Genomic DNA, 22214 nt, shown 5'->3' with positions numbered 1-22214 from the left:
CGGTCCTGTCGTGGCCGGCGGTGCGCGACGCGCAGCCGTAGGCTGGTGCCGTGCCAGCTGTCAGCGGGGGTGCGCGAGCCCATCCACCGGCCCGCACCACGGCGCCGCCGACCTGGCGGCGATGAGCCGGCCTGCCCGGGGCACCCGGGCCACCCACCAGGAGCTGCCGCCAGCGCTGCGCGACGCGGTGGACGACTTCGCCGACCACCTGTCCCGGGTCCGTAACCGGTCGGCGCACACCGTCCGCGCGTACGTCACCGATCTGGTCTCGCTGCTCGACCATGCCGTTCGGATGGGCTGTGTCGACCTGGCCGAGCTGGACCTGTCCGTGCTGCGCAGCTGGCTGGCCCGGCAGCGAACCACCGGCGCCGCCCGCACGTCGCTGGCCCGGCGGGCCGCGTCGGCGCGAGCGTTCAGCGCCTGGGCGCACCGCGCCGGGCTGCTCGCCGCCGACGTGGGCGCCGCGCTGGCCAGCCCTCGCGCGCACCGGGAACTGCCCACCGTCCTGCGCGCCGACCAGGCCGCCGCCCTGGTCGAGGCGCCAAGCCGGCTGCCCCCCGCTTCCACACCGACCGGACCCACAACGGCAGGGCAGACACCTGCTGAGCCGACACCGGCAGGGCAGACACCGACGCCGGCAGGGCAGACACCGCGAGGGGCAACGCCGGACGCAGCGAAGCCCGGCCTGGCGGAAGGGGCGTCGGCCGAGGCGGTTCCACTACGCGACCGGGTGCTGCTGGAACTGCTCTACGCCACCGGCGTGCGGATCAGCGAGGCCTGCGGGTTGGACGTCGGTGACGTCGACCACGGCCGGCGGGTGATCCGGGTATTCGGCAAGGGCGGTCGGGAGCGGTCGGTGCCGTACGGGGTGCCCTCGCAGCGAGCGCTTGACGACTGGCTGCGCCGGGGCCGCCCGGCGCTGTTTGGTGCCCGCTCGGGCGACGCGCTGCTGCTCGGCGCCCGGGGCGGCCGGCTCAACCCGACCACCGCGCGCCAGATCGTCGGCGGGTACGCCGAGACCGCCGGCCTCCCCCGGACCAGCCCGCACGGGCTGCGCCACTCCGCCGCCACCCACCTGCTGGAGGGCGGCGCGGACCTGCGCGCGGTGCAGGAACTGCTCGGCCACTCGTCGCTGGCCAGCACGCAGATCTACACGCACGTCTCGGTGGAGCGGCTGCGCGCCGCCTACCGCCAGGCCCACCCGCGGGCCTGAACCAGGCCAGCCCCCTCGCGCCAGACCGGACACCCGCCGCCGAGCACAGGCACACCCGCGCGCCCACCCGCCAGACCCACCCGGGCAGGCGCACCCCGGCGCACCCCGGGAGGCGCACCGGGGACGGAGCCGGCCGACCCGTCCGGCGGGCCGATCTGCGCCGGGCCAGACCCGACGAGCGAACCACTCAGGGACGATCGACCGGCGGTTACGATCACCGGGTGAGCGTCCCGCAGCCCCCGAGCCGATCCCGGGCGCCCGCCTGCTCTTCTCGCTCGACCCGGCGGGCGTCAAGGTTTCCTAAGCCCTGATACCCTCCCGGCATGCGGGTTCTTGGGGTGGTGCGGCTCAGCCGTGAGACTGATGAAAGTACGTCGCCTGAGCGGCAACGCGAGACGGTGACCAAGTGGGCTGACCTCCACGGGCACACCATCGTTGGCTGGGCGGAAGACCTTGACGTGTCCGGGGCTGTCTCCCCGTGGGAGCGGCCCCAGCTTGGGCCGTGGCTGCGGGAGCGGTCCGGGGAGTTTGACGCCCTGGTCGCGTGGAAGGTTGACCGGATTTCCCGGCGGCTGCTGCACTTTGCCAGCCTGTTGGACTGGGCGACGGAAAACAAAAAGACGGTTGCTTCCGCCACGGAACCTATCGACACGTCGGACCGATTCGGGCGGCTGATCGCTCAGGTGTTGGCGATGTTCGCTGAGTTCGAGCGGGACGCTATCCAAGAGCGGGTTCTAGACGGACGGGACAAGCTGCGGGAGGCGGGCCGTTGGGGCGGGGGTCACCCGCCGTTCGGCTATCAGCCGGTGCGGGTTGATGGCGGGTGGAGGCTTGAGCCGCACCCCGACCAGGCCCCGATTGTGCGGGAAATGGTTTCCCGGGTTATCGCTGGCGCGTCTGTGCTGTCCGTGTGTCGATCGTTGAACGACCGTGGCCTACTCACCCGCAACAAGGCGGAATGGACGGCATCTAGCGCGTTCCGGGTTCTCCGCTCCCGAACGACCCTCGGGCAAGCGGAACACAAGGGGGAAGTGTTGAAGGATGCTGACGGGCTTCCCCGGAGGATCGCTGAGCCCATCGTCCTGTACGACGATTGGCGGAGGGTTCAAAAGGTTCTAGATGACCGGGGGAAGGCGGAGAAGGTGCGCACCCACGGTGCCGCGCTGCTCTTGGGTGTCGGGTTCTGTGAGTGCGGGCAGCGGCTTTACCGTCAATCCGGGGTGAGCAGCGGCAAGCTGTATTCGTACTACGTCTGTTCGGGCCGGAAGCGCGGAAAGCGTACCGAGGATTCCCCGGAAAACCCGGGGTGTGCCAACAAGCCGATTGCGGCCCCCATCCTTGACGACGCGGCCGTGGGCAGTTTGCTCCTGATGACCGGGGACCTTGAGTTTCAGGAGAAGCGGTTTGTCCCTGGCGAGAGTCACGCGGACGAGCTGGGGCAGGTTGAACAGGCTCTCAAGGAAGCGCGGGAGGAATGGGACCTCGGGCTTTACGGTGGTGACCGGCAAAGCTACCTTGAGCGGCTTACCCGCTTGAGTGAGCGGAAAGCCAAGCTTGAGGCGATGCCCCAAACTGAGGACCGTTGGGAGATGGTGCACACCGGGGAGACGATCCGGGAAATGTGGGACGGGCTTGCGTCGGTGGAGGAACGACGGGCGTTCCTGCTCAGCCTCAACGACTTCCGGGTGACGCTGCACGCTCAGCCCGTACGCACACGGTCCCTGTTCCCTGGCACGCCCTCCGGCGAGGCAACCGGCGGCCGGGTGTCGGTGGACATCCCGCACGACCTACAGCAACAGGTGTTGGAGCGGGCCGCCAGAACGGCCTGAGAGCCACTGAGAGCCGCCAACGACCCCGGTTGAATGCCCCGCTAAAGGCGCTTAACCGGGGCTTCTCTCTGCCCTCTGACGCCCTTGCACTAGCCGCTAAGCTGACACAGCAAACCGGGCGGGGTGTTGGCCGCTTTTAAAGTTACCCAGCAACCCCCGGAGAACGGGGACTCAGCTACTTGGAATGGGTCCCATCATTGGGCCCGTTCTCTGTCTCTACGGCAGTTCGCCGTTTAAACGCATTCATCATTCATCGTTGGGGAGGAGTGTGCCCAAAGTATGGCGTATTCAAGGGAACGGAGCGCGCAAGCTAGCGCGTATCTCGATTGGCAGAGGGCCCTACTTGAGGAACCGATGCCATGCGACGGCCCCGGGGCTGAGATTGCCAGGCGGTATCACGTAGCGACGGAAGAAACCTGGCAAGGCTTCAAGCTGTTCATCCTGCGCATGTCCCTTTACGGGACGTGGGGAGACAACATCCGGGTCGGCTACGGCAAGGTTGCTGACGTGATGGGCAGTGGCAGCACCCGGAAGGCTCAAGACCTCGTTACGGCGGCACGCCAGCTCGGCTGGCTGGTGCGGGTTGGTAATGCTGGTTCCCGGGGTGGCCCGGATGGTGGCGGTACGGCCTCCCTGTGGCGCGTAAACACCCCGTACGCCGCTGACGATGACGTGGACGCCACCGATGATCCCTGGCGGCAGCCTGTGCCTGCGCGGTCTAGCAACTTCGACCAGGAACCCCCGTTTTAGACGGACTGTAACCCGCGGCAGGACGCCACTGCGAACCATTCTGCGGGCCCACATTCTCGACGTGTCCCCCGTTGTGTTTCCCGCCTACCCGGATACCTACGGGTTGGCGATTGCCGCATAAGACGCCCCGGGCCCTCATTGGGTCCGGGGCTCTTTTTCGTCTCAGGAGGTTTGCAATGGATGAGTTGATGTACGAATGGCCGGCGTGGGCGGTGCTCCATTCCGAGCGTGACGGAGATTGCCTGCTGTGGCGTGGTGAGTACCGGAAGGGCACCCGGACCCTGTATTTCACCCATCCGAACGGGGAGCGTATAAACGTCCGGCTGTTTCTGATGCTCGACCCAGGGGACGCGTACGTTAAGGCGTACCGAACGTCTTGCCGTCGTCGGCGTTGCATTTCGCCACTGCACCAGGAGTGGCAGTTTTTCAACAGCCCCGGGGTTGAGCTATCGGGGTGGCTGGACAACAGGCCCCGCAAGGGCCTCTAGAACGGCCGTAGACGCGAGAGGGGGCCGGCGCGGCCCCTCTGCCTGCCCCTGCCCCTCCGGGCGGTGGGGACGGTGCCTGAGGGGGCGTCACTGCGGGGACTTTTGGCACCCTGTCCAAAAGGATGATTCTTTGGCTCACCCGTTTGGCTTGATCCAATGTTCTGTTGGTATCCACAGGGGACATTGCTCGCATTTGCGTCCGTCTACGGCCCCGGCTGGGGCGTCAGTTGACGCGCCGGACACGCCGGCCAACTTGACGGGTACTTGTGGTCCGGCTGCAATTGACGGCAGCGACAAGGGGTTACACGGCTGTAGTTAGCCCGTAAGCAAGCAACGCCCGGGGTGCATCCCGGGCGCTGCTGGTGACTCCGAATCAACGTTGTTCGGACGGAACGCACGAAGTTGGAGACGGCATGAATGTACCCACACCCGTGGAATGCGTCAACGCTGACGCATTGCAGCCAGCGGAAAGTGTCACCCCTGACGCGCCGCCAGTCAGTGGGGATGACGACAGGCGGCACCGGCGGCGGATCGAGATGATCACGGCTGCTGTCTCGCTGATCGTCGCACTCGCCACGCTGATCACGGCGCTCAAGTCTTAGCTGCGGGCAGCCGGGGGCCCCTTCACGGGGCCCCCGGGCTAGGGGTGGGATCAGGAGGCGTCGGGAACCTCGAAGGTGGCGAACAGGATGCCGTCGGGGTCTAGCACAACCTCAGTGCAGACAGCCTCCGGGGGAAGCTGGGCGGCTAGCTCCGCCAGGCGGACGGGCGTGACCGGGGGGTCAACGTACGTGACAAAGACGTTGGCGGAATCCCGTACAACTCTCACAGGGGCGTGATCCTTTCGTGGGCGGCACTGAGCGTACGTAGCTCGCCCCGGGTAGACAGCGGGTTTTCCGCCACCGGGCTACGGGCCCACCAAGGGGCCGCCTGCGGTGGCTGCCTCCGCCGCATGGTGGGGCCCCGGCCGTCGATAGGCTGCCGTCATGTCCGGGCAGATCATTGAGGGTGTCTACGTCGGCTGGGATCGCATTCGGGAATCCTTCTCACTCGACCCGGCGGTCAGCCACCTCAACCACGGCTCGTTCGGCGCGGTACCGATCGGCGTGCAGCGGGCCCAACAGCGGCTGCGCGACGAGATGGAGGCCAACCCGCTGCGCTTCTTCACCCAGGGGCTGGTCGACCGGATCGCGCACACCCGCCGGCACCTGGCCGGTTTCCTGGGTACCGACCCGGACGGCAGCGCACTGGTCGGCAACACCACCACCGGCGTCGCGGTGGTGCTCCAGTCGCTGGGGCTTCAGCCCGGCGACGAGGTGCTCAGCACCGACCACGGGTACGGGGCGGTGAGCCTGGCCATCCAGCGGGAGTGCCGCCGGACCGGGGCGGTCAGCCGCGTCCTGCCGATCCCGCTGGCCGCCACCGACGAGCAGATCGTGCAGACCGTCCGCGCCGGCCTGCGCCCGGGGCGGACCCGGCTCCTCGTCGTCGATCAGCTCACCTCGGCCACCGCCCGGCTCTTCCCGGCCGCCGCCATCGTCGGGGTGGCCCGCGAACACGGCGTCCCGGTCCTGGTGGACGCCGCGCACGCGCCGGGCATGCTGCCGACCCCGGTCACCAGCATCGGCGCCGACTTCTGGGTGGGCAACCTGCACAAGTGGGGGTACGCCCCACGCGGCACCGCCCTGCTCGCGGTGACCGCGCCGTGGCGGGATCGGATCGAGCCGCTGGTGGTCTCGTGGGAGCAGGACGCCGGTTTCCCGGCCCGGCTGGAATGGCAGGCCACCCTGGACTACACCTCGTGGCTGGCCGCCCCGGCGGGCCTGTTCACGCTGCGCAGCCTGGGCGTCGACCGGGTCCGGGAGCACAACGCCGCCCTCGCCGCGTACGGCCAGCGGGTGGTGGGGGATGCGCTGGGGGTGCCTCCCGCCCAGCTGCCCGACCCCGGCGGGCCCGCGGTGGCTCTGCGCATCATTCCGCTGCCGGCCGGCATGGCCACCACCATCGACGCGGCGCGGGCGCTCCAGACGCGCATCGGCGAACGGCTCGCCGCCGAGGTGGCGGTGATGAGCTGGAACGGTCGGGGGTGGCTGCGACTCACCGGCCAGGTCTACAACGCCGCCGACGAGTACGAACGGCTGGCCGTACGGCTGCCGGCACTGCTCGCCCAGCGCTGACCCCGCCGAGCGGGAGCAGGCGCACCGGGCCGAGGCCGAGCAGGGCCAGCGGGTCGAGGTAGTCCGCTCCCCGGCGCAGCCCCCAATGCAGGCAGGCCGCAGCCGTGCAGCCCGGATGCGCAGGCAGCAGCTCGCCCAGCGGCGCACCGGCGGCGACCGGCTGGCCGGGGCGTACCGCCGGTCGCACCGGCTCGTGGGTGGTCCGCAGCCCGCCGGCGTGCCCCACGTCGACCACCGGCCGACCGGCGACCATGCCCGCGAAGAGCACCGTGCCCGGCCCGGCGCTGCGGACCACCGCTCCGGCCGGGGCCGCCAGGTCCACCCCGCGGTGCCCGGCCAGCCATGGGCGGGGCGGCGGGTCGAATCGGCGCACCGGGCGGGGCGGCCCGTCGACCGGCCACCGGAACGGCCCCGGGCCGGCGTCCGTTGGTGCGGGCGCCACGACCGCGACCGGCACGACCAGCGCCGGCGCGAGGCGGGGCAGCGGCGCGACCAGCAGCGCCAGCCCGCAGAGCTGGACGGTCAGCGCGAGCGGGAACGCGGCGCAGAGCAGGACGGCGCGGCGGATCGAGAAGGCACGCGGGGCGAGTGGCGGTCGCATGACGGCAGCCTGCGACCATGCCTGGACCGCTTGCCACGCCGAGCAGCCGAGCTGTGGACGAGCGGGGGTGCTGTGGACTACCACCCGGAGCCTTCGGTGATCTGCCATGTCGCGGGCCGGCTGGCGCTGCCTATGCTGGGCCGATGGCTCGGGACTGGCTCGCCTGGCACGACGACTACGACCAGCCGGGGTCGGCGCTGGCCGCCCGGCTGGCCGAGGTGCGGGAGCAGGTTCGGGCGGCACTGGACCGGGCGCCGACCGGGCCGCTCCGAGTGCTCAGCGCGTGCGCCGGTCAGGGTCGGGACCTGATCCCGGTGCTCGCCACCCATCCGCGCCGCGACGACGTGACCGCCCGCCTGGTCGAGTTGGACCCGCGCAACGCGGCGGTGGCCGAGGACGCCGCCCGGGCGGCTGGTCTCACCGGCGTACAGGTGGTGGTCGGCGACGCGGCGGTGACCGACGCGTACGCCGATCTGGTCCCGGCCGACCTCGTGCTGCTCTGCGGGGTGTTCGGCAATGTGTCGGACGCCGACGTCCGGGCCACCGTGGGGCACGCCGTCGCGCTCTGCGCGAGCGGCGGCACGGTGATCTGGACCCGGCATCGCCGCGAGCCCGACCTGGTGCCCACCATCTGTGAGTGGTTCGCGCGGGCGGGATTCACGCCGGTCGCGGTAGGTACCCCGGCGGACCGGGTCGGCGTCGGCGTGCACCGTCACCTCGGCCGTCCCCGGCCGCTGCCACCCAAGGTGACGATGTTCCATTTCCTTCCCCGCTGACCCCTGTCCGGCGGCGCCGTCACCCGCGCCGGGTCGGTGGGGCCGCTCGCACCGGGCCGCGCTCGGACCGTCGCGGAGGGCCTAGGCTGGTCCGCGTGCGAGCGCACCGCCGCCGTCCGAACCGGGGAGGCCCCTATGACCACTGTCGATGACCGGACGCCGGGGTCGCGGCAGGACGACTCGACTCCGCACCTCGGGGCCGTCGGCGCGCCGACGGCCCCGGGGTCGCGGCAGGACGACTCGACTCCGCACCTCGGGGCCGTCGGCGCGCCGACGGTGGCCGAGGTGAGCGGGCCGTCCCGGCTCGCTGAGCCGGACGAGGCGATCAGCGCCGAGGAGTTGCAGCTCGCCGCCCGCAACCACGGCATCCCGCTGGAGGCGCTGCGCTACGACGTCACCCCGGCCGGGCTGCACTACCTGCTCACCCACTACGACATCCCGGAGCTGGACGCGGCCACGCACGCGCTGACCGTCGGCGGCGCGGTGGACCGGCCGCTGACCGTCAGCTTGGCGGAGCTTCGTGAGCGGCCCCGGGTCACCCACCGGGTCACCCTGGAGTGCGCCGGCAACGGTCGCGCTCTGCTGCACCCCCGGCCGGTCAGCCAGCCCTGGTTGGTCGAGGCGGTCGGCAACGCCGAGTGGACCGGCACCCCGCTGGCGCCGCTGCTGCGCGAGGCGGGTCTCGGGCCGGACGCGGTCGACGTGGTCTTCACCGGCGCCGATCACGGCGTCGAGCGCGGGGTGGAGCAGGACTACCAGCGTGGGCTGCCGGTCGCCGACGCGCTGCGCGAAGAGGTGCTGCTGGCGTACGAGATGAACGGTGCTCCCCTGCTGCCGCAGCACGGTGCGCCGCTGCGGCTGATCGTGCCGGGCTGGTACGGCATGGCGCACGTGAAGTGGCTCCGCTCGGTAGAGGTCCGGACCGAGCCGTTCGAGGGCTACCAGAACGCGGTCGCCTACCGGCTGCGCCGCGACGCCGAGGACCCGGGTGTTCCGGTCACCCGGATCGAGCCGCGCGCGCTGGTCCGCCCGCCCGGCTTTCCCGACTTCATGTCCCGCCGCCGGGTGCTGCGGCCGGGACCGTGCACTTTGGACGGTCGGGCCTGGTCGGGGCACGCTCCGGTGGTGGCCGTGGAGGTGACCACCGACGGCGGGGCGAGCTGGACCCCGGCTGAGTTGGACGCCGCGGAGGGCGACTTCGCTTGGCGGCGGTGGCGGCACGAGTGGACCGCGACGCCGGGCCGGTACGTGCTCAGCGCGCGGGCGACGGACGCCTCCGGGCGGACCCAGCCGGTCGAGCAGCCGTGGAACCGGGGCGGCTTCGCCAACAACCTGGTGCAGCGGGTAGAGGTCGTGGTGCCGGCCGAGTGACCGGCAGCGTGGGCTGCGTCACGGGTGGGGGGCCCGTGGTGCGGCCGGACGCCGTCAGCCGCCGAAGCCGGAGTCGGCGGGCAGCGAGATGTCGGGCTTCTCCAGCTCTTCGACGTTGACGTCCTTGAAGGTCATCACTCGGACGTTCTTCACGAACCGGGCAGGACGGTACATGTCCCACACCCAGGCATCGTGCATCTCGACCTCGAAGTAGACCTCGCCGTCGGAGTTGCGCACGTGCAGATCGACCTGGTTGGCCAGGTAGAACCGGCGTTCCGTCTCCACCACGTAGGAGAACTGGCGGACAATGTCGCGGTACTCCCGGTAGAGCTGCAGCTCCATCTCGGTCTCGTACTTCTCGAGATCTTCCGCGCTCATCGCACTCCGCCTTCCATGACCACATCTTCCCCCACCGGCGCCGGAGGCCGAAGCTGCTCGCCCAACGCCACGCCGACGGTACTCCCTGACGCCCAGGAGCGCTCCATCGGCTCGTCCGGGCCCGGGTGGACGGGCCGCCGGGCGCGCGGCGGCCGGCCGTCGCGGCCGGAGACCGCGGCGACGTTGATGTACGAGAACCGGTGCTCCCGGCACGGCCCGTGCTCCCGCAGCGCCGCGGAGTGCTCCGGGGTGATGTAGCCCTTGTGCTCGGCGAAGCCGTACGCCGGGAACACCCCGTCCAACTCCACCATGATCCGATCCCGGGTGACCTTGGCGAGCACGCTGGCCGCCGCTACGCAGGCCGCCACCCGGTCGCCCTTCCACACCGCCAGCCCCGGCACACCCAGGCCGTCCACGCCGAAACCGTCGGTCAGCACGTACTCCGGCCGGGTGGTGAGCGAGGCGAGCGCCCGGCGCATCGCGGACAGGTTGCACACGTGCAGCCCCCGGGCGTCGACCTCCTCAGCCGGGATGACCACCACGGCGTACGCCAGCGCGCGGTCCACGACCTCCGCGTACACCCGCTCCCGGCTGGCCGGGGTGAGCAGCTTGGAGTCGGCCAGCCCCTCGATCTCGCCGCGTCGGCCCTCGGGCAGCACCGCCGCGGCGGCGACGAGCGGACCGGCGCACGCGCCCCGGCCGGCCTCGTCGGCGCCGGCGACCTGCCGGAAGCCGCGCCGTTGCAACGCCCGCTCCAGCGCGTACAGCCCGGCCTCCCGGCGCACGACGGTGCGCGGCGGGGTCAGCACGAGCCCTCGTCCCGGCCGACACCGGCGGTCGGTTGCAGGAGCCTGGTCAGCAGGGCGGGCAGCTCGGCCGGGTAGTACCGCTCATCGGTGGCCGCCAGCTCCTCCGGCGACCACCAGCGGTGACCGGCGATGCTGCGCCGCTCGACGTCGTCGAAGCCCGCGGTGTCCACCTGCCACGACGACACCCGGACCAGGAAGAACATCTGCTGCTGGCGGTACCACACACCGTCGAACGGGAACTCGGCCGTTTCGGACCAGACCGGCTCGCCCAGCTCGGCGGGGTCGAGCCGCAACCCGGTCTCCTCGGCCAGCTCCCGGGCCGCGCCCGCCGCCGGTGACTCCGCCGGATCCAGCCCACCGCCCGAGGTGAACCAGTAGCGGTGCCCGGGGCGGGCCGGGTCGAAGCCGTTGAAGAGCAGGACCCTGCCGGCCGCGTCGACGAGCAGCACGCGGGCGGCGCGTCGAGGGGTGTAGACGGTCACGGCCCCCAGCCTGCCAGACCGGCGGCGGATCGCCCACGCCCCCGTCGGCCTACGGCTTCGGGATGCCGTCGTACTGATCCGGCACGGTCAGCCAGGTGGCCCGGCTGACCGGCCAGAATACGGTGAACGCCCGCCCGACCACCTCACCCTCGGGGATGGTGGCCTCGGTGATGTTCTGCCCGGACTGCTGCCAGTGCTCCAGCGAGTCGCCCGAGGCGGCCCGGTGGTCGCCCATCACCCACAGCCGCCCCTTCGGCACGGTGATGTCGAATTCCTGGTCGGCCGGCTTGTCGCGGACCCCGTCCATCGAGAAGATGTACGGCTCGTCGAGCGACTTGCCGTTGATCACCAGCCGCTCCTGCGGGTCGCAGCAGACCACGTGGTCACCACCCACGCCGATTACCCGCTTGATGAAGTCCTCACCGTCGGGGTTGCCGCTCCACTCGATCGGCGCCTTGAACACGATCACCTCGCCGCGGTGCGGTGACCGGAAGTCGTAGACCAGCTTGTTGACCAGCACCCGGTCATCGATCTTGAGAGTGTTCTCCATGGATGGGGAGGGGATGAAGAAGGTCTGCAGCACGAAGGCGCGGACCAGCACCGCAACCAGGATCGCCACACCCAGCAGGATCGGCAGCTCCTTCCAGAAGGAACTGCGGGGCTTGTCGGTCTGCTCGTCAATCACGCCAAGGAGCCTACGTTGCCGGGCCGGACGTCACCGTCCGGAACGCGCGGGAACCCCGCAGCGCGGCCACCAGGGGAAGAAGCAGCAGCACACCGCCCTGCGGGGTCGGTCTGATCGGCGGCGCGCCCGAGGAGGCGCCAGCCGGCCCGGACACGTCGTCGAACGTCGACGGCACCGACAGCGGATTCCACCGGGAGGACGGCCAGACCACCATGAAGGCACGGCCGACCACGTTGTCGATCGGCACCGGGCCCTGGCAGCGGGCGTCCTGGGAGACCAGCCGGTGGTCGCCCATCACGAAGATCTGGCCGGGCGGCACGACGACCTCGTCGAAGCGCCGGGAGCGGCACTCCCCCGGGTTGGGCGGCAGTTCCAGCGGGGAGTCGCGCACCACGTAGGGCTCGTTGAGCGGGGTGCCGTTGACGGTGACCCGGCCCTGGCTGTCACAGCACTTGACCCGGTCGCCGGGGAGGCCGATCACCCGTTTGATGAAGTCCTTCTCGCCGGGGCGGCTCACCCCCACCAGGTCGCCGACGGTCCGGGTGAGCTTGCCGGTGAAGCCCGGCGCCGGCTGCTCGTCGACCTGCGGCGCCCAGCGGTCGGTGCCCCGGAAGACCACCACCTCGCCGCGCACCGGGTCGCGGACGTCGTAGACGACCTTGTTGACCAGCACGCGGTCGCCGATCAGGAGAGTGTCCTCCATCGAGCCGGACGGGATGAAGAACGCCTGGAGCAGGAAGGTTCGGATCAGCACCGCGAGGCAGAACGCGACGACCAGCAGCAGCGGGAGCTCCTGCCAGAGCGGCATCTGCCGGCGGGCGCGGCGGGCCCGCCGGCGCCACGGATCGACGGTGCCGTCCTCGTCAAGCGTCTGCACCACGCCACTCCCCGGTCCGCAGAAACACCACCGCCCGGGAGCCTCGTCGAGGCCCCACGGGCGGTTGTGGACAGCTGCCCGCCAGGTGGGCGGGGCCGCCGCCTCGCTGCGCCCGTACGACCAGGGTAGTGCGCTCCGGTCGGTACGGCATACGCGCAGCTCAGGCGGCGTGGCGAGCGGGAAGTCAGCTGGGCTGCTTCTCCCGCTTCTCCTTGATCTTGGCCTTCTTGCCGCGCAGCTCGCGCAGGTAGTACAGCTTGGCGCGGCGCACGGCACCACGGGTCACGATCTCGATCCGGTCGATGCCCGGGCCGTTGAGCGGGTAGGTCCGCTCGACACCGACACCGAAGCTCACCTTGCGGACCGAGAAGGTCTCGCGCAGTCCGTCACCCTGGCGGCGGATGACGACGCCCTGGAAGATCTGGACACGGGACCGGTTGCCCTCGACGACTCGCGCGTGCACCTTGACGGTGTCACCGGCACGGAAGTCGGGAAGGTCGGTCCGCTTCGACTGGGCGTCAAGGGCGTCCAGGATGTTCATCGCTGCGTCCTCGTGAGGCTCACGGCGCACCGTGACTCGGTGCGCGGGTGGGTGATTCTGATCCCCGGGTGATGGTCGGCGAGCCGGCCCCGGTCGGAGATCCTCGCAGCCGCCCGCGGGCGCGGACGGATGCGGCAACCCCTCTACTTTGCCACATCCCCCGGCGGCGGCTGAAATCCGGCCCGGTCCAGCGCCGCGATGTCCCGTTTGTCGAGCTGATCGGCCGGCAGCGCGGCGAGCAGGTCCGGACGCCGGGCGGCGGTGCGCAGCAGTCCCTCCTCGCGGCGCCAGCGGGCGATCTTTCCGTGGTCGCCGGAGCGGAGCACCTCTGGCACGTCGTGCCCGCGCCAGCTCGGCGGCTTGGTGTAGATCGGCGCTTCGAGCAGCCCGTGGGCGTGCGACTCCTCGTCCAGCGAGCCGGCGTTGCCCAGCACACCGGGCAGCAGTCGGGTGACCGCCTCCAGGACGACCAGCACCGCAACCTCGCCGCCGAAGAGCACGTAGTCGCCGAGCGAGACCTCGGTGACCGGCATCCGGGTCGCGGCGTGCGCCAGGACCCGCTGGTCAATCCCCTCGTACCGGCCGCAGGCGAAGAGCAGGTGCGGCTCGGCGGCCAGCTCGTGCGCCATGGCCTGGGTGAACGGGACACCGGCCGGCGAGGGCACCAGCAGCCGGGGCGGCGGGGCCTCGGCCGGCGCGAGCGCGTCCAGCGCGCCGCCCCACGGCTCCGGGCGCATCACCATGCCCGGACCGCCGCCGTAGGGGGTGTCGTCGACCGTGCGGTGCACGTCGTGGGTCCAGGTCCGCAGGTCGTGCACGGCCAACTGGAGTACGCCGTTGGCCCGGGCCCGGCCGATCAGCGACAGGTCCAGAGGGGCGAAGTACTCCGGGAAGATCGACACGATGTCGACGCGCATGCGGGTGTGCTCCACCTAAAGATCGAGCAGTCCGGCCGGCGGGTCGACGATCACACGTCCACCGGCCAGGTCGACCTCCGGAACGATCGCCCGGACGAACGGGATCAACGCGACGCGCCCCTCGGGGCGTCGCAGCACCAGCAGGTCGGAGGAGGGCGCGTGGTCGATCCGGGCCACCTCGCCCAGCCGCTCGCCGGCCGGGGTGACCACGGCCAGCCCGACGAGCTGGTGGTCGTGGAACTCCTCCGGGTCCTCCGGCGGCTCCACGTCGGCGCTGTCCACCACGAGCAGGGTCCCGCGCAGCGCCTCGGCGGTGTCGCGGTCCGGTATCCCGGCGAACGCGACCAGCATCCGGCCCTGGTGGAAGCGGGATTCCTCGATGGTCAGCTCCGCAGGAACCCGGAACGGCACCCCGGGCCCGTCCGCGGGCGGGGGCGGCGGAACCGCCCCAGGCTCGGTGCGCAGCACCGAGCCTGGGGCGAACCGTGCTTCGGGCTCGTCGGTCCGCACCTCCACGGTGACCTCACCGCGGACACCGTGCGGCTTGCCGATCCTGCCGACGACGAGCTGCATCAGTACGAGTCGACGATGTCGACGCGTACCCCGCGCCCGCCGATGGAGCCGATCACCTGGCGCAGCGCCTTGGCGGTCCGGCCGGACCGCCCGATCACAGTGCCGAGGTCCTCGGGGTGCACGCGGACTTCCAGCCGCTTGCCCCGACGGGAATCGACCATCCGCACCCGGACGTCATCCGGGTGGTCGACGATGCCCTTGACCAGGTGCTCCAACGCCGGACGCAGAGGCATGTCAGGCCTGCTCACCGGCGTCGGCAGCCGGGGCCTCGGCCGGAGCCTCGGTCTTCGGCGCCTCGGTCTTCGGAGCCTCAGCCGGAGCCTCGGTCTTCGGCGCCTCGGTCTTCGGAGCCTCAGCCGGAGCCTCGGTCTTCGGAGCCTCGGCGGCCTTGGCGGCCTTCTTGGCCGGCTTGGCCGGGGTCTCCGGGGCGAGCCCGGCGGCGGCCTTCGCCTCAGCCTCGTACGCCGCCTTGCGGTCGGCCCGCTCGGGGGCGACCTTCAGCGGCGGCGGGGCCGGCAGGCCCTTGTACTTCTGCCAGTCACCGGTCAGCTCCAGCAGCCGCTGCACCGCCTCGCTCGGCTGAGCGCCGACGGACAGCCAGTACTGGACCCGCTCCGACTTGACCTCGATGACCGAAGGGTCCTCCTTCGGCTGGTACACCCCGACGAACTCGATCGCCCGGCCGTCACGCTTGGTGCGCGAGTCGGCGATGACAATGCGGTACTGCGGGTTGCGGATCTTACCCATCCGCAGGAGCCGGATCTTTACGGCCACAGTTGTTTCGCTCCTGTTGCGATCTCACCAGCCCGGCACGGGCGGTGTGTATGGGTGAGCGCCGACGGCACAGTGGGGTTGGGCCGGAGACTACTCGGTGGACTGGCGACACGCCCGGGTTAGAGGGCGCCGGACGCGCGCCGGATACCAGCGACCCATTCTGCCAGATCCGGAGCCGATCTCTCGCACCGGACCCGGACACCGCGCCCGGCTCGCTCGGACCGGTGACCCGGAACACCCTCTCAGCGCACCGGCGGACGGTCCCAGCCCAGCGGAAGTTCGTCCGGTACGTCCCAGTCGGCGGGGGCGTGAAGTCGCACCAGGTGCCGTCGAACGGGAACTCACCGGCCTCGGCGAGCGCGATCACCCGCTCCCCCTCGGCCCGGACCGCCTTCTCGTCGGTCACCCAGTAGTCGTCCGGGAAGTCGAGGCGCTCGACGAACTCCTCCTCGTCCTTCCACTGCCAGCTACGGTCCGGGTGCACCACCACGTCGAGGTCCTGGTCCACCACGTCGACGCCGGCTACCGGGCCGTCGTCCCAGCGCACGCCGGGCTCCTCCAGGTTGACGTACCAGTGGGCGAAACGGCCCTGCGCGTCCCGGAACCACCAGACGGAGTGCGCCGCACCGGTGGGCAGGAACTTCAGCAGCGGCGGCCCGTTCCAGCGCCCGTGCGCCAGCCGGTACGCCGACGAGATCCACTGGGCGAACGGCATCGCCCGCATCCCGAGCCCCGCCTCGGTCACCTCGTGGGCGACCGGCGAGTCCCGGGCGATCCAGACCAGCAGGCCCCGCTCGTCGTCGCTGACCACCCGGCCCGGCCGGACCCATCCGATCCGACCGCGTCGCACGCTGCGGTGCATGATCAGCCGACCCGACTCGAAGCGCACTGCACCACCTCCGGGGCTGTCAACAGGGGGCCCTTCCTCTACCGCAGGCGTTGAGAAGGTGCCCTTCCTTGCCTCAGTAGGCGCGGGCGAGGATGGCGATCAGGTCGGGCTCGTCCTCGGAGTCCGGCACCGAGCCGTCGGCGCGCAGCAGGCAGCGCACCGTGACGCCCTGGCCGTTCGCCTCGGCCTCGCCGGCCACGCCGACCGCCGACCACGGCACCCGGGCCCAGCCGTTCGCGGCGGCCTCGATCGCCTCGGCGAGGGTGGCCACCTCCACGGTGCGCGACTCGCGGTTGGCCAGCGCCTGGTCGTGCAGCACCTGCTGGTCGGTCTCCAGCGCGGCCAGCACCGCGCCGACCACGTCGGCCACCGGCGTCGGGGCCTTCGAGCCGTCGGTGCGGCGCACCACCACCGCATTGCCGGCGGCCAGGTCGCGGGGGCCGACCTCGACGCGTACCGGATATCCGCGCAGCTCGGCGTCGACCGCCCGGCGGCCGAACGCGGTGTCGGTGCGGTCGTCGAGCGCGACCCGGACACCGGCGTCGCGCAGGCCGTCGCGCAGCTTGGCAGCCGCCTCGGCGACGCCCTCGCCGTCCTTGACGATCATGACGTACGCCTGGATCGGGGCCAGCCTCGGCGGCACCCGCAGGCCGTTGTCGTCGCCGTGCGCCATGATCAGGCCGCCCAGCATCCGGGTCGAGGTGCCCCAGGAGGTCGTCCAGGCGTGCTCCCGGCCGCCCTCCTTCGAGGAGTAGCTGATGTCGAACGCCTTGGCGAAGTTCTGGCCCAGCTCGTGGCTGGTGCCCAGCTGGAGCGCCTTGCCGTCGCCCATCATGCCTTCACAGGTGTACGTGGCGGTCGCACCGGCGAACCGCTCGCGGGCCGTCTTCAGGCCCACCACCACCGGGATGCCGATCACGTTGACCATCAGGTCCTCGTACGCCTCGTGCAGGATCCGCCGGGCGTAGGCCCGGGCGTCCTCGCGGGTGGCGTGCGCGGTGTGCCCCTCCTGCCAGAGGAACTCGCTGGTGCGCAGGAAGATCCGCGGGCGCAGCTCCCACCGGACCACGTTCGCCCACTGGTTGAGCAGCAGCGGCAGGTCCCGGTACGAGTCGATCCACTTGGCCATGAACTCGCCGATCACCGTCTCGCTGGTGGGGCGCACCACCACCGGCTCGGCGAGCTGCTTGCCGCCACCGTGGGTGACCACCGCAAGCTCCGGCGAGAAGCCCTCGACGTGCTGCGCCTCGCGCTTGAGGTAGCTCTCCGGGATGAACAGCGGGAAGTACGCGTTCTCCGCGCCCGCCGCCTTGATCCGGGCGTCCATCTCGGCCTGCATCCGTTCCCAGATGGCGTAGCCGGCCGGGCGGATGACCATGGTGCCGCGGACCGGGCCGTTGTCGGCCAGCTTCGCCTTGGCGATCAGGTCCTGGTACCAGCGGGGGAAGTCCTCCGCACGGGGAGTGAGCACGCGTGCCATGACCGCACATCCTATGCGCCGTGCGGGCGGCCGCCGCGCCCGGGAGGCGACGCGCCGTCCGCCTGGTATTCCGCACCCGCTCTTCGCAGCGGCCGTGTCCGCCCCTGCGCGCGCTGGCGGGGCGACCGTAGGCTTCGACCACCATGACTGCATCGACCGACTCCCCGCGGCAGCGGCTGCGGGACACGATCGTGGACGCCGCCCGCGCGCGGACCATCGCCGCCGGCTGGGACGCGGTACGCATGGGCGGCGTGGCCTCCGCGGCCGGGGTGAGCCGGCAGACCGTCTACAACGAGTTCGGCAGCAAGGCCGGCCTGGCCGAGGCGCTCGCCCGGCGGGAGGTGGACCGGTTCGTCGGCGACGTCCGGGCCGCCCTGGTCGCGCACGGCCCCGACGTCCGGGCCGGCGCGTACGCGGCGATCGCGCACACCCTCGCCGCGGCGGCGGACAACCCCCTGGTCAAAGCGATCCTGACCAGCGCCCGGGGCGGCTCGGACGAGCTGCTGCCGTACCTGACCACCCGGGCCGAGGTGGTGCTCACCGAGGCGTCCGGCGCGCTGATCGAGTGGGTCGGCGACTACCTGCCGGAGGCCGACCCGGCCGCGCTGGCCTTCGCCGCCGACACCATCGTCCGCCTGGTGGTCAGCCACATCGTGCTCCCCCGGGGCCCGATCGACCAGACTGCCACGGCCCTGGCCGACCTGGCCGTACGTCTCTTCCTGACGGCCGCCCGCCCGCCCCGCTGACCCCACGGACCAGCCCGGCACCCCGCGTCGATGCCGCCTCGCAAGATCACGCTGCTTCCTGGAAGTAGTGGTCCCAGGACGCCGAGGCCACTACTTCCTGGATCGAGCGCGATCTTGCAGCGCCGCCCGGGCGCAATCCGCCGGCGTCAGCGGATCACGCGGCCGCGCAGGATCGTGCGGGAGGGCGCGCGGACCACGCGCAGGTCCCGGCGCGGGTCCTCGGGGTAGACGGTCAGGTCGGCGAGACCACCCTCGACCAGACCGGGGAAGCCGAGCCATTCCCGGGCGCCCCAGGAGGCGGCGGCCAGCACGTCGAGCGGCGCCATCCCGGCCCGCTCGTGCAGCAGCAGCATCTCCTCGGCGGCCAGCCCGTGGTCGATGCCGCCGCCGGCGTCGGTGCCCACGTAGATCGGCACGCCCGCCTCGTGCGCGGCACGCACCACCTCGGGGAAGCCGTCGCGCAGCGCCAGCATGTGCTCGGCGTACCCGGGGAACTTGGCCCGCGCCTGCTCGGCGATGCCGCCGAAGGTGGCAATGTTGATCATCGTGGGGACGAGCGCGGTGCCCTGGCGGGCCATCTCGTCGATCAGGTCGAGGCTCAGCCCCGTGCCGTGCTCCACCGAGTCCACCCCGGCCCGCACCATGATCTCCACGGCCGACTCGGAGAAGGTGTGCACCGCGGCGCGTACCCCGGCGTCGTGCGCGGCCCGCACGGCCGCGGTGAGGGTGTCCGCGTCCCAGGCCGGCGCCAGGTCGCCCACGCCGCGGTCGATCCAGTCGCCGACCAGCTTGACCCAGCCGTTGCCGGCCCGCGCCTGGGCCGCGACCGTCGCGGCCACCTCGGCGGCGCCGACCTCCACCCCGATGTCGCGCAGGTAGCGCTTCGGCGGTGCGACGTGCCGGCCGGCGCGGGCCAGTCGCGGCAGGTCCGGCTCGTCGTCCAACTCGGGGTACGGGTACGGCGAGCCGGCATCACGGATCGCCAGCACCCCGGCGGCCCGGTCGACGCAGGCCAGCTCGCGGGCCTGGTCGAGGGAGGTGATCGGGGCGCCGCCGCGGGCGATGCCGATGTGGCAGTGCGCGTCGACCAGGCCCGGCAGGACGAAACCGCCGTCGACCACCGTCTCCGCGCCGGGCACCGGTTCGAAGGTGACCCGATCGCCGACCAGCCACAGGTCCCGGACCTCGTCGTCCGGCAGGAGCACACCGCGCACATGCAGAGCCATGTGCACAGTCCTACCGGATCACCCCCCGCCGTGCCGCGCCGGGCCGGAGCCGCCCGGCGCGGCGGCTTCACCCGAACCGGGTGGGGCCGCCTCACCCGGTGGCGGCGGACGGTGGTCGGACGAGAACGCAGGGAGGAAAGATGGCTGTCCGGACCAAGGCACGACCCTCGCCGACCGACGAGGTCCCGCTGTACCCGGCGTACGGCCACCTGATGCGCCGCCAGCGGCACCCGATCGGCGTACGCGGCGGGCCGCGGCGCGCCCCGCGCGGGTACCAGCTGAGCGACAATGATCAGCGGCAGGTCCGGGCGGCGTACGAGCTGCGCGTACGGCAGCTGGCCCGCGCGGTGGTGACGGCCGGCCGGCAGCCGGGCGACGCGACGGAGAACCTGGTCGGACAGTTGGAACAGCGGATCGACGCGCTGGTACACCGGGCTGGTTTCGCGCCCTCGGTCGACGCGGCGCGGGACCTCGTCGCCCACAACACGTTCACCGTCGACGGTGGCAAGGTCAACCGTTCGTCGTACCTGGTCCAGCCGGGGCAGACAATCGAGGTGCGCGCGGACCGGCAGTGCCGAGCGCCGGTCGCCATGGCCGAGCACGCCGAGGGCGACGCACCGCCGTACCTGGAGGTCAGTTCGGAGCGGTTCACCGCGACCCTGACCCGGGAGCCGCAACGGCAGGAGGTGCCCGCGTTGCGGGACGTCCCCCTCGCCGTCCACTCGAACGAGGAGGTCGCACGATGAGCATGCCGATTCCGAACGACCGGCGGGTGCCAACCTACCTGCGGCAGAGCGGGCGGCCGGAGCTGACGCCGCGGCAACGGCGTCGCGCCGAGCACAAGGAGGCACGGCGGGAGAGCCTCCTGGGTCAGCGTCCGCCGAAGCGGTCGCGGGAACGGTGACCCGCGGTCGGCCCGGCCGCCGGCCGGCCGACCGGGCGGTCCGAAGGGACCCGGGGGCCGGCGACGCGCGCCGGCCACCCGGGGTCAGCGCTTGCCGTCGCCCTTGCCGAGCTTGTTGAAGTCGATCTTCGGGAGCTTGAAGCCGGGCGGCAGGCCCTGACCGCCGGCCAGGTCGTTCGGGTCCATCCCCGGCGGAAGCTGCGGCATGCCACCCGGGAAGCCGCCCGGCATCGCGGCGCCCGCCCCGGTACGCGGCCGACCGCCACCCTTGGTGCCCTTGCGCTTGTTCTTGGGGCTCTTGGTCGCCTTGCGCCGGCCACCGCCGGGCAGGCCCATCATGCCGCCCATCTGCTTCATCATCTTCTGCGCGTCGGCGAAGCGGTTGAGCAGCTGGTTGACGTCCATCACGGTGACCCCGGAGCCGTTCGCGATGCGCGCCCGGCGGGAGCCGTTGATGATCTTGGGGTTGGTCCGCTCGCCCGGGGTCATCGACCGGATGATCGCGGTGACCCGGTCGAAGTGGGTGTCGTCCAGATCGGCCAGCTGGTCCTTCATCTGCCCCATGCCGGGCATCATGGCCAGCACGTTGGCGATCGGGCCCATCCGCCGCACCGCGATGAGCTGGTCGAGGAAGTCCTCCAGGGTGAACTGCTCGCCGCCCATCAGCTTGGCGGTCATCTTCTCCTTCTGAACGGAGTCGAAGGCCTGCTCGGCCTGCTCGATCAGAGTGAGGACGTCGCCCATGCCGAGGATCCGGCTGGCCATCCGGTCCGGGTGGAAGACGTCGAAGTCCTCCAGCTTCTCGCCGGTGGAGGCGAACAGGATCGGCTGCCCGGTCACCTCACGCACCGACAGCGCGGCGCCACCACGGGCGTCGCCGTCGAGCTTGGAGAGCACCACGCCGGTGATGCCGACGCCGTCGCGGAACGCCTCGGCGGTGCGGACGGCGTCCTGACCGACCATCGCGTCGATGACGAAGATGACCTCGTCGGGCTGGACCGCGTCGCGGATGTCGGCGGCCTGCTGCATCATCTCGGCGTCGATGCCCAGTCGGCCGGCGGTGTCGACGATGACGATGTCCCGAGCCGCCCGCTTCGCGTGCTCGATCGACGCGCGGGCCACCTGGACCGGGTCACCGACGCCGTTGCCGGGCTCCGGGGCGTACACCTCGACGCCGGCCCGGCCACCGAGCACCTGGAGCTGCCCGACGGCGTTGGGGCGCTGGAGGTCGGCGGCGACCAGCAGCGGCTGGTGCCCCTGGCCCTTGAGCCAGCGGGCCAGCTTGCCGGCGAGGGTGGTCTTACCGGAACCCTGGAGACCGGCCAGCATGATCACCGTCGGGGACTGCTTGGCGAACTGGAGCCGCCGGCCCTCGCCGCCGAGCACCGTGATCAGCTCTTCGTTGACGATCTTGATGATCTGCTGGGCCGGGTTCAGCGCCTGGGAGACCTCGGAGCTGCGGGCCCGCTCCTTGACGTTCGCGATGAAGCCCTTGACGACCGGCAGCGCGACGTCCGCCTCCAGCAGCGCGAGGCGGATCTCGCGCGCGGTGGCGTCGATGTCGGCGTCGGTGAGCCGCCCCTTGCCGCGGAGCTTGGTAAAGATCCCGGACAGCCGGTCACTCAAGGTGTCAAACACGCGAACATCCCGTTTGTCAGTGTTTCGGCGGGCACAACGCGGTCGGCAGTGCGGAGTCCGACCACCGCAAGGGTAGCCGGCCCGGTCGCA

24 protein-coding genes and 1 pseudogene are annotated in these 22214 nt (G+C 71.6%); 9 read left to right on the top strand and 16 right to left on the bottom strand.

Going from position 1 to position 22214, the window contains the following annotated elements:
• The first annotated feature begins 121 nt into the window (after nt 1-121).
• From BUS84_RS30645 to BUS84_RS37850, 3 genes are all read left to right on the top strand, one after another.
• On the top strand, nt 122-1213 hold the full coding sequence (locus BUS84_RS30645; protein ID WP_074317789.1) for a tyrosine recombinase XerC: 1092 nt from the start codon (nt 122-124) through the stop codon (nt 1211-1213).
• A gap of 323 nt (nt 1214-1536) precedes the next feature.
• On the top strand, nt 1537-3042 hold the full coding sequence (locus BUS84_RS30640) for a recombinase family protein (protein ID WP_074317787.1): 1506 nt from the start codon (nt 1537-1539) through the stop codon (nt 3040-3042).
• Nucleotides 3043-4693: 1651 nt separating this feature from the next.
• On the top strand, nt 4694-4882 hold the full coding sequence (locus tag BUS84_RS37850) for a hypothetical protein (RefSeq protein WP_143728571.1): 189 nt from the start codon (nt 4694-4696) through the stop codon (nt 4880-4882).
• Nucleotides 4883-4932: 50 nt separating this feature from the next.
• Here BUS84_RS37850 and BUS84_RS38420 read toward each other — a convergent pair whose 3' ends face one another.
• Nucleotides 4933-5109 (bottom strand): hypothetical protein, encoded by a 177-nt coding sequence (locus BUS84_RS38420; RefSeq protein ID WP_159451091.1) that lies wholly within the window; start codon nt 5107-5109, stop codon nt 4933-4935.
• 157 nt (nt 5110-5266) lie between these two features.
• Here BUS84_RS38420 and BUS84_RS30630 point away from each other — a divergent pair, with 157 nt between their 5' ends.
• Nucleotides 5267-6457, top strand: coding sequence for an aminotransferase class V-fold PLP-dependent enzyme (locus BUS84_RS30630; protein ID WP_074317783.1), 1191 nt, complete (start codon nt 5267-5269; stop codon nt 6455-6457).
• Here the strand turns inward: BUS84_RS30630 and BUS84_RS30625 are convergent.
• A complete protein-coding gene (locus BUS84_RS30625; RefSeq protein WP_074317781.1) occupies nt 6378-7058 on the bottom strand; it encodes a murein hydrolase activator EnvC family protein in 681 nt (226 codons plus the stop codon). The two genes, BUS84_RS30630 and BUS84_RS30625, sit on opposite strands and share 80 nt — an antisense overlap.
• A gap of 143 nt (nt 7059-7201) precedes the next feature.
• On the opposite strand from BUS84_RS30625, the gene BUS84_RS30620 reads away from it, so the two are divergent.
• Nucleotides 7202-7834, top strand: a complete 633-nt coding sequence (locus BUS84_RS30620; protein WP_074317779.1) for a class I SAM-dependent methyltransferase family protein — start codon at nt 7202-7204, stop codon at nt 7832-7834.
• 135 nt (nt 7835-7969) lie between these two features.
• The gene (locus BUS84_RS30615) at nt 7970-9205 is read left to right on the top strand and encodes a sulfite oxidase (protein WP_244298780.1); all 1236 of its coding nucleotides are present in this window, start codon (nt 7970-7972) and stop codon (nt 9203-9205) included.
• A 54-nt stretch (nt 9206-9259) separates the two neighbouring features.
• On the opposite strand, the gene BUS84_RS30610 is transcribed toward BUS84_RS30615, so the two are convergent.
• The 12 genes and pseudogenes from BUS84_RS30610 to proS all read right to left on the bottom strand — a co-directional run bounded on the left by BUS84_RS30610 (nt 9260) and on the right by proS (nt 17610).
• Entirely contained in the window at nt 9260-9583 is a 324-nt protein-coding gene (locus BUS84_RS30610; RefSeq protein WP_007075222.1) for a DUF2469 domain-containing protein, read from the bottom strand.
• Nucleotides 9580-10392 carry a ribonuclease HII gene (locus BUS84_RS30605; RefSeq protein ID WP_074317778.1) on the bottom strand — a complete coding sequence of 271 codons (813 nt, stop codon included), beginning with the start codon at nt 10390-10392 and terminating at the stop codon, nt 9580-9582. The genes BUS84_RS30610 and BUS84_RS30605 overlap by 4 nt, the downstream gene beginning before the upstream one ends.
• Entirely contained in the window at nt 10386-10874 is a 489-nt protein-coding gene (locus BUS84_RS30600) for an NUDIX hydrolase (protein WP_074317775.1), read from the bottom strand. The genes BUS84_RS30605 and BUS84_RS30600 overlap by 7 nt, the downstream gene beginning before the upstream one ends.
• Before the next feature lie 49 nt (nt 10875-10923).
• On the bottom strand, nt 10924-11559 hold the full coding sequence (gene lepB / locus BUS84_RS30595; protein WP_074317774.1) for a signal peptidase I: 636 nt from the start codon (nt 11557-11559) through the stop codon (nt 10924-10926).
• A 10-nt stretch (nt 11560-11569) separates the two neighbouring features.
• Entirely contained in the window at nt 11570-12439 is an 870-nt protein-coding gene (lepB, locus tag BUS84_RS30590) for a signal peptidase I (RefSeq protein WP_074317773.1), read from the bottom strand.
• Nucleotides 12440-12620: 181 nt separating this feature from the next.
• Nucleotides 12621-12977, bottom strand: a complete 357-nt coding sequence (rplS, locus tag BUS84_RS30585) for a 50S ribosomal protein L19 (protein ID WP_074317771.1) — start codon at nt 12975-12977, stop codon at nt 12621-12623.
• A gap of 143 nt (nt 12978-13120) precedes the next feature.
• A complete protein-coding gene (gene trmD / locus BUS84_RS30580; protein WP_074319223.1) occupies nt 13121-13894 on the bottom strand; it encodes a tRNA (guanosine(37)-N1)-methyltransferase TrmD in 774 nt (257 codons plus the stop codon).
• 15 nt (nt 13895-13909) lie between these two features.
• The gene (rimM, locus tag BUS84_RS30575) at nt 13910-14467 is read right to left on the bottom strand and encodes a ribosome maturation factor RimM (RefSeq protein WP_074317770.1); all 558 of its coding nucleotides are present in this window, start codon (nt 14465-14467) and stop codon (nt 13910-13912) included.
• Nucleotides 14467-14727, bottom strand: a complete 261-nt coding sequence (locus tag BUS84_RS30570; RefSeq protein WP_172862164.1) for an RNA-binding protein — start codon at nt 14725-14727, stop codon at nt 14467-14469. The genes rimM and BUS84_RS30570 overlap by 1 nt, the downstream gene beginning before the upstream one ends.
• Nucleotides 14702-15241, bottom strand: a complete 540-nt coding sequence (gene rpsP / locus BUS84_RS30565; RefSeq protein WP_074317768.1) for a 30S ribosomal protein S16 — start codon at nt 15239-15241, stop codon at nt 14702-14704. Before rpsP ends, BUS84_RS30570 begins: the two co-directional genes overlap by 26 nt.
• Nucleotides 15242-15483: 242 nt before the next feature.
• Nucleotides 15484-16130, bottom strand: a pseudogene (locus BUS84_RS30560) (ribonuclease FAU-1 family protein).
• 73 nt (nt 16131-16203) lie between these two features.
• Nucleotides 16204-17610 (bottom strand): proline--tRNA ligase, encoded by a 1407-nt coding sequence (gene proS / locus BUS84_RS30555; RefSeq protein WP_074317767.1) that lies wholly within the window; start codon nt 17608-17610, stop codon nt 16204-16206.
• 143 nt (nt 17611-17753) lie between these two features.
• Between proS and BUS84_RS30550 the strand changes: the two genes are divergently transcribed.
• Complete coding sequence (locus tag BUS84_RS30550) at nt 17754-18356, top strand: TetR/AcrR family transcriptional regulator (protein WP_074317765.1); 603 nt, start codon at nt 17754-17756, stop codon at nt 18354-18356.
• Between the two features lie 146 nt (nt 18357-18502).
• Here BUS84_RS30550 and BUS84_RS30545 read toward each other — a convergent pair whose 3' ends face one another.
• Nucleotides 18503-19582, bottom strand: a complete 1080-nt coding sequence (locus tag BUS84_RS30545; protein WP_074317764.1) for an amidohydrolase family protein — start codon at nt 19580-19582, stop codon at nt 18503-18505.
• A 140-nt stretch (nt 19583-19722) separates the two neighbouring features.
• On the opposite strand from BUS84_RS30545, the gene rpsD reads away from it, so the two are divergent.
• On the top strand, nt 19723-20328 hold the full coding sequence (gene rpsD / locus BUS84_RS30540; protein ID WP_074317762.1) for a 30S ribosomal protein S4: 606 nt from the start codon (nt 19723-19725) through the stop codon (nt 20326-20328).
• Nucleotides 20325-20486, top strand: a complete 162-nt coding sequence (locus BUS84_RS38415; RefSeq protein WP_159451090.1) for a hypothetical protein — start codon at nt 20325-20327, stop codon at nt 20484-20486. Before rpsD ends, BUS84_RS38415 begins: the two co-directional genes overlap by 4 nt.
• Nucleotides 20487-20570: 84 nt before the next feature.
• Here the strand turns inward: BUS84_RS38415 and ffh are convergent, their stop codons facing one another.
• The gene (gene ffh / locus BUS84_RS30535; protein ID WP_074317760.1) at nt 20571-22124 is read right to left on the bottom strand and encodes a signal recognition particle protein; all 1554 of its coding nucleotides are present in this window, start codon (nt 22122-22124) and stop codon (nt 20571-20573) included.
• Between the last annotated feature and the right edge of the window lie 90 nt (nt 22125-22214).

Source organism: Micromonospora cremea (genome assembly GCF_900143515.1).
Lineage (GTDB): Bacteria > Actinomycetota > Actinomycetes > Mycobacteriales > Micromonosporaceae > Micromonospora > Micromonospora cremea.
The sequence above is the reverse complement of the archived record's forward strand: the minus strand, read 5'-3'. Positions and strand labels throughout refer to the sequence as shown.

What these genes read in the sequence shown, in the direction of transcription:
- BUS84_RS30545 (WP_074317764.1), bottom strand. Translation starts at nt 19,582, where the DNA reads ATGGCTCTGCATGTGCGCGGTGTGCTCCTGCCGGACGACGAGGTCCGG.
- BUS84_RS30615 (WP_244298780.1), top strand. Translation starts at nt 7,970, where the DNA reads ATGACCACTGTCGATGACCGGACGCCGGGGTCGCGGCAGGACGACTCG.
- BUS84_RS30620 (WP_074317779.1), top strand. Translation starts at nt 7,202, where the DNA reads ATGGCTCGGGACTGGCTCGCCTGGCACGACGACTACGACCAGCCGGGG.
- BUS84_RS30550 (WP_074317765.1), top strand. Translation starts at nt 17,754, where the DNA reads ATGACTGCATCGACCGACTCCCCGCGGCAGCGGCTGCGGGACACGATC.
- BUS84_RS37850 (WP_143728571.1), top strand. Translation starts at nt 4,694, where the DNA reads ATGAATGTACCCACACCCGTGGAATGCGTCAACGCTGACGCATTGCAG.
- BUS84_RS30645 (WP_074317789.1), top strand. Translation starts at nt 122, where the DNA reads ATGAGCCGGCCTGCCCGGGGCACCCGGGCCACCCACCAGGAGCTGCCG.
- rpsD (WP_074317762.1), top strand. Translation starts at nt 19,723, where the DNA reads ATGGCTGTCCGGACCAAGGCACGACCCTCGCCGACCGACGAGGTCCCG.
- BUS84_RS30640 (WP_074317787.1), top strand. Translation starts at nt 1,537, where the DNA reads ATGCGGGTTCTTGGGGTGGTGCGGCTCAGCCGTGAGACTGATGAAAGT.
- BUS84_RS30630 (WP_074317783.1), top strand. Translation starts at nt 5,267, where the DNA reads ATGTCCGGGCAGATCATTGAGGGTGTCTACGTCGGCTGGGATCGCATT.
- BUS84_RS38415 (WP_159451090.1), top strand. Translation starts at nt 20,325, where the DNA reads ATGAGCATGCCGATTCCGAACGACCGGCGGGTGCCAACCTACCTGCGG.
- rimM (WP_074317770.1), bottom strand. Translation starts at nt 14,467, where the DNA reads ATGCAGCTCGTCGTCGGCAGGATCGGCAAGCCGCACGGTGTCCGCGGT.
- trmD (WP_074319223.1), bottom strand. Translation starts at nt 13,894, where the DNA reads ATGCGCGTCGACATCGTGTCGATCTTCCCGGAGTACTTCGCCCCTCTG.
- BUS84_RS30625 (WP_074317781.1), bottom strand. Translation starts at nt 7,058, where the DNA reads ATGCGACCGCCACTCGCCCCGCGTGCCTTCTCGATCCGCCGCGCCGTC.
- proS (WP_074317767.1), bottom strand. Translation starts at nt 17,610, where the DNA reads ATGGCACGCGTGCTCACTCCCCGTGCGGAGGACTTCCCCCGCTGGTAC.
- BUS84_RS30610 (WP_007075222.1), bottom strand. Translation starts at nt 9,583, where the DNA reads ATGAGCGCGGAAGATCTCGAGAAGTACGAGACCGAGATGGAGCTGCAG.
- rplS (WP_074317771.1), bottom strand. Translation starts at nt 12,977, where the DNA reads ATGAACATCCTGGACGCCCTTGACGCCCAGTCGAAGCGGACCGACCTT.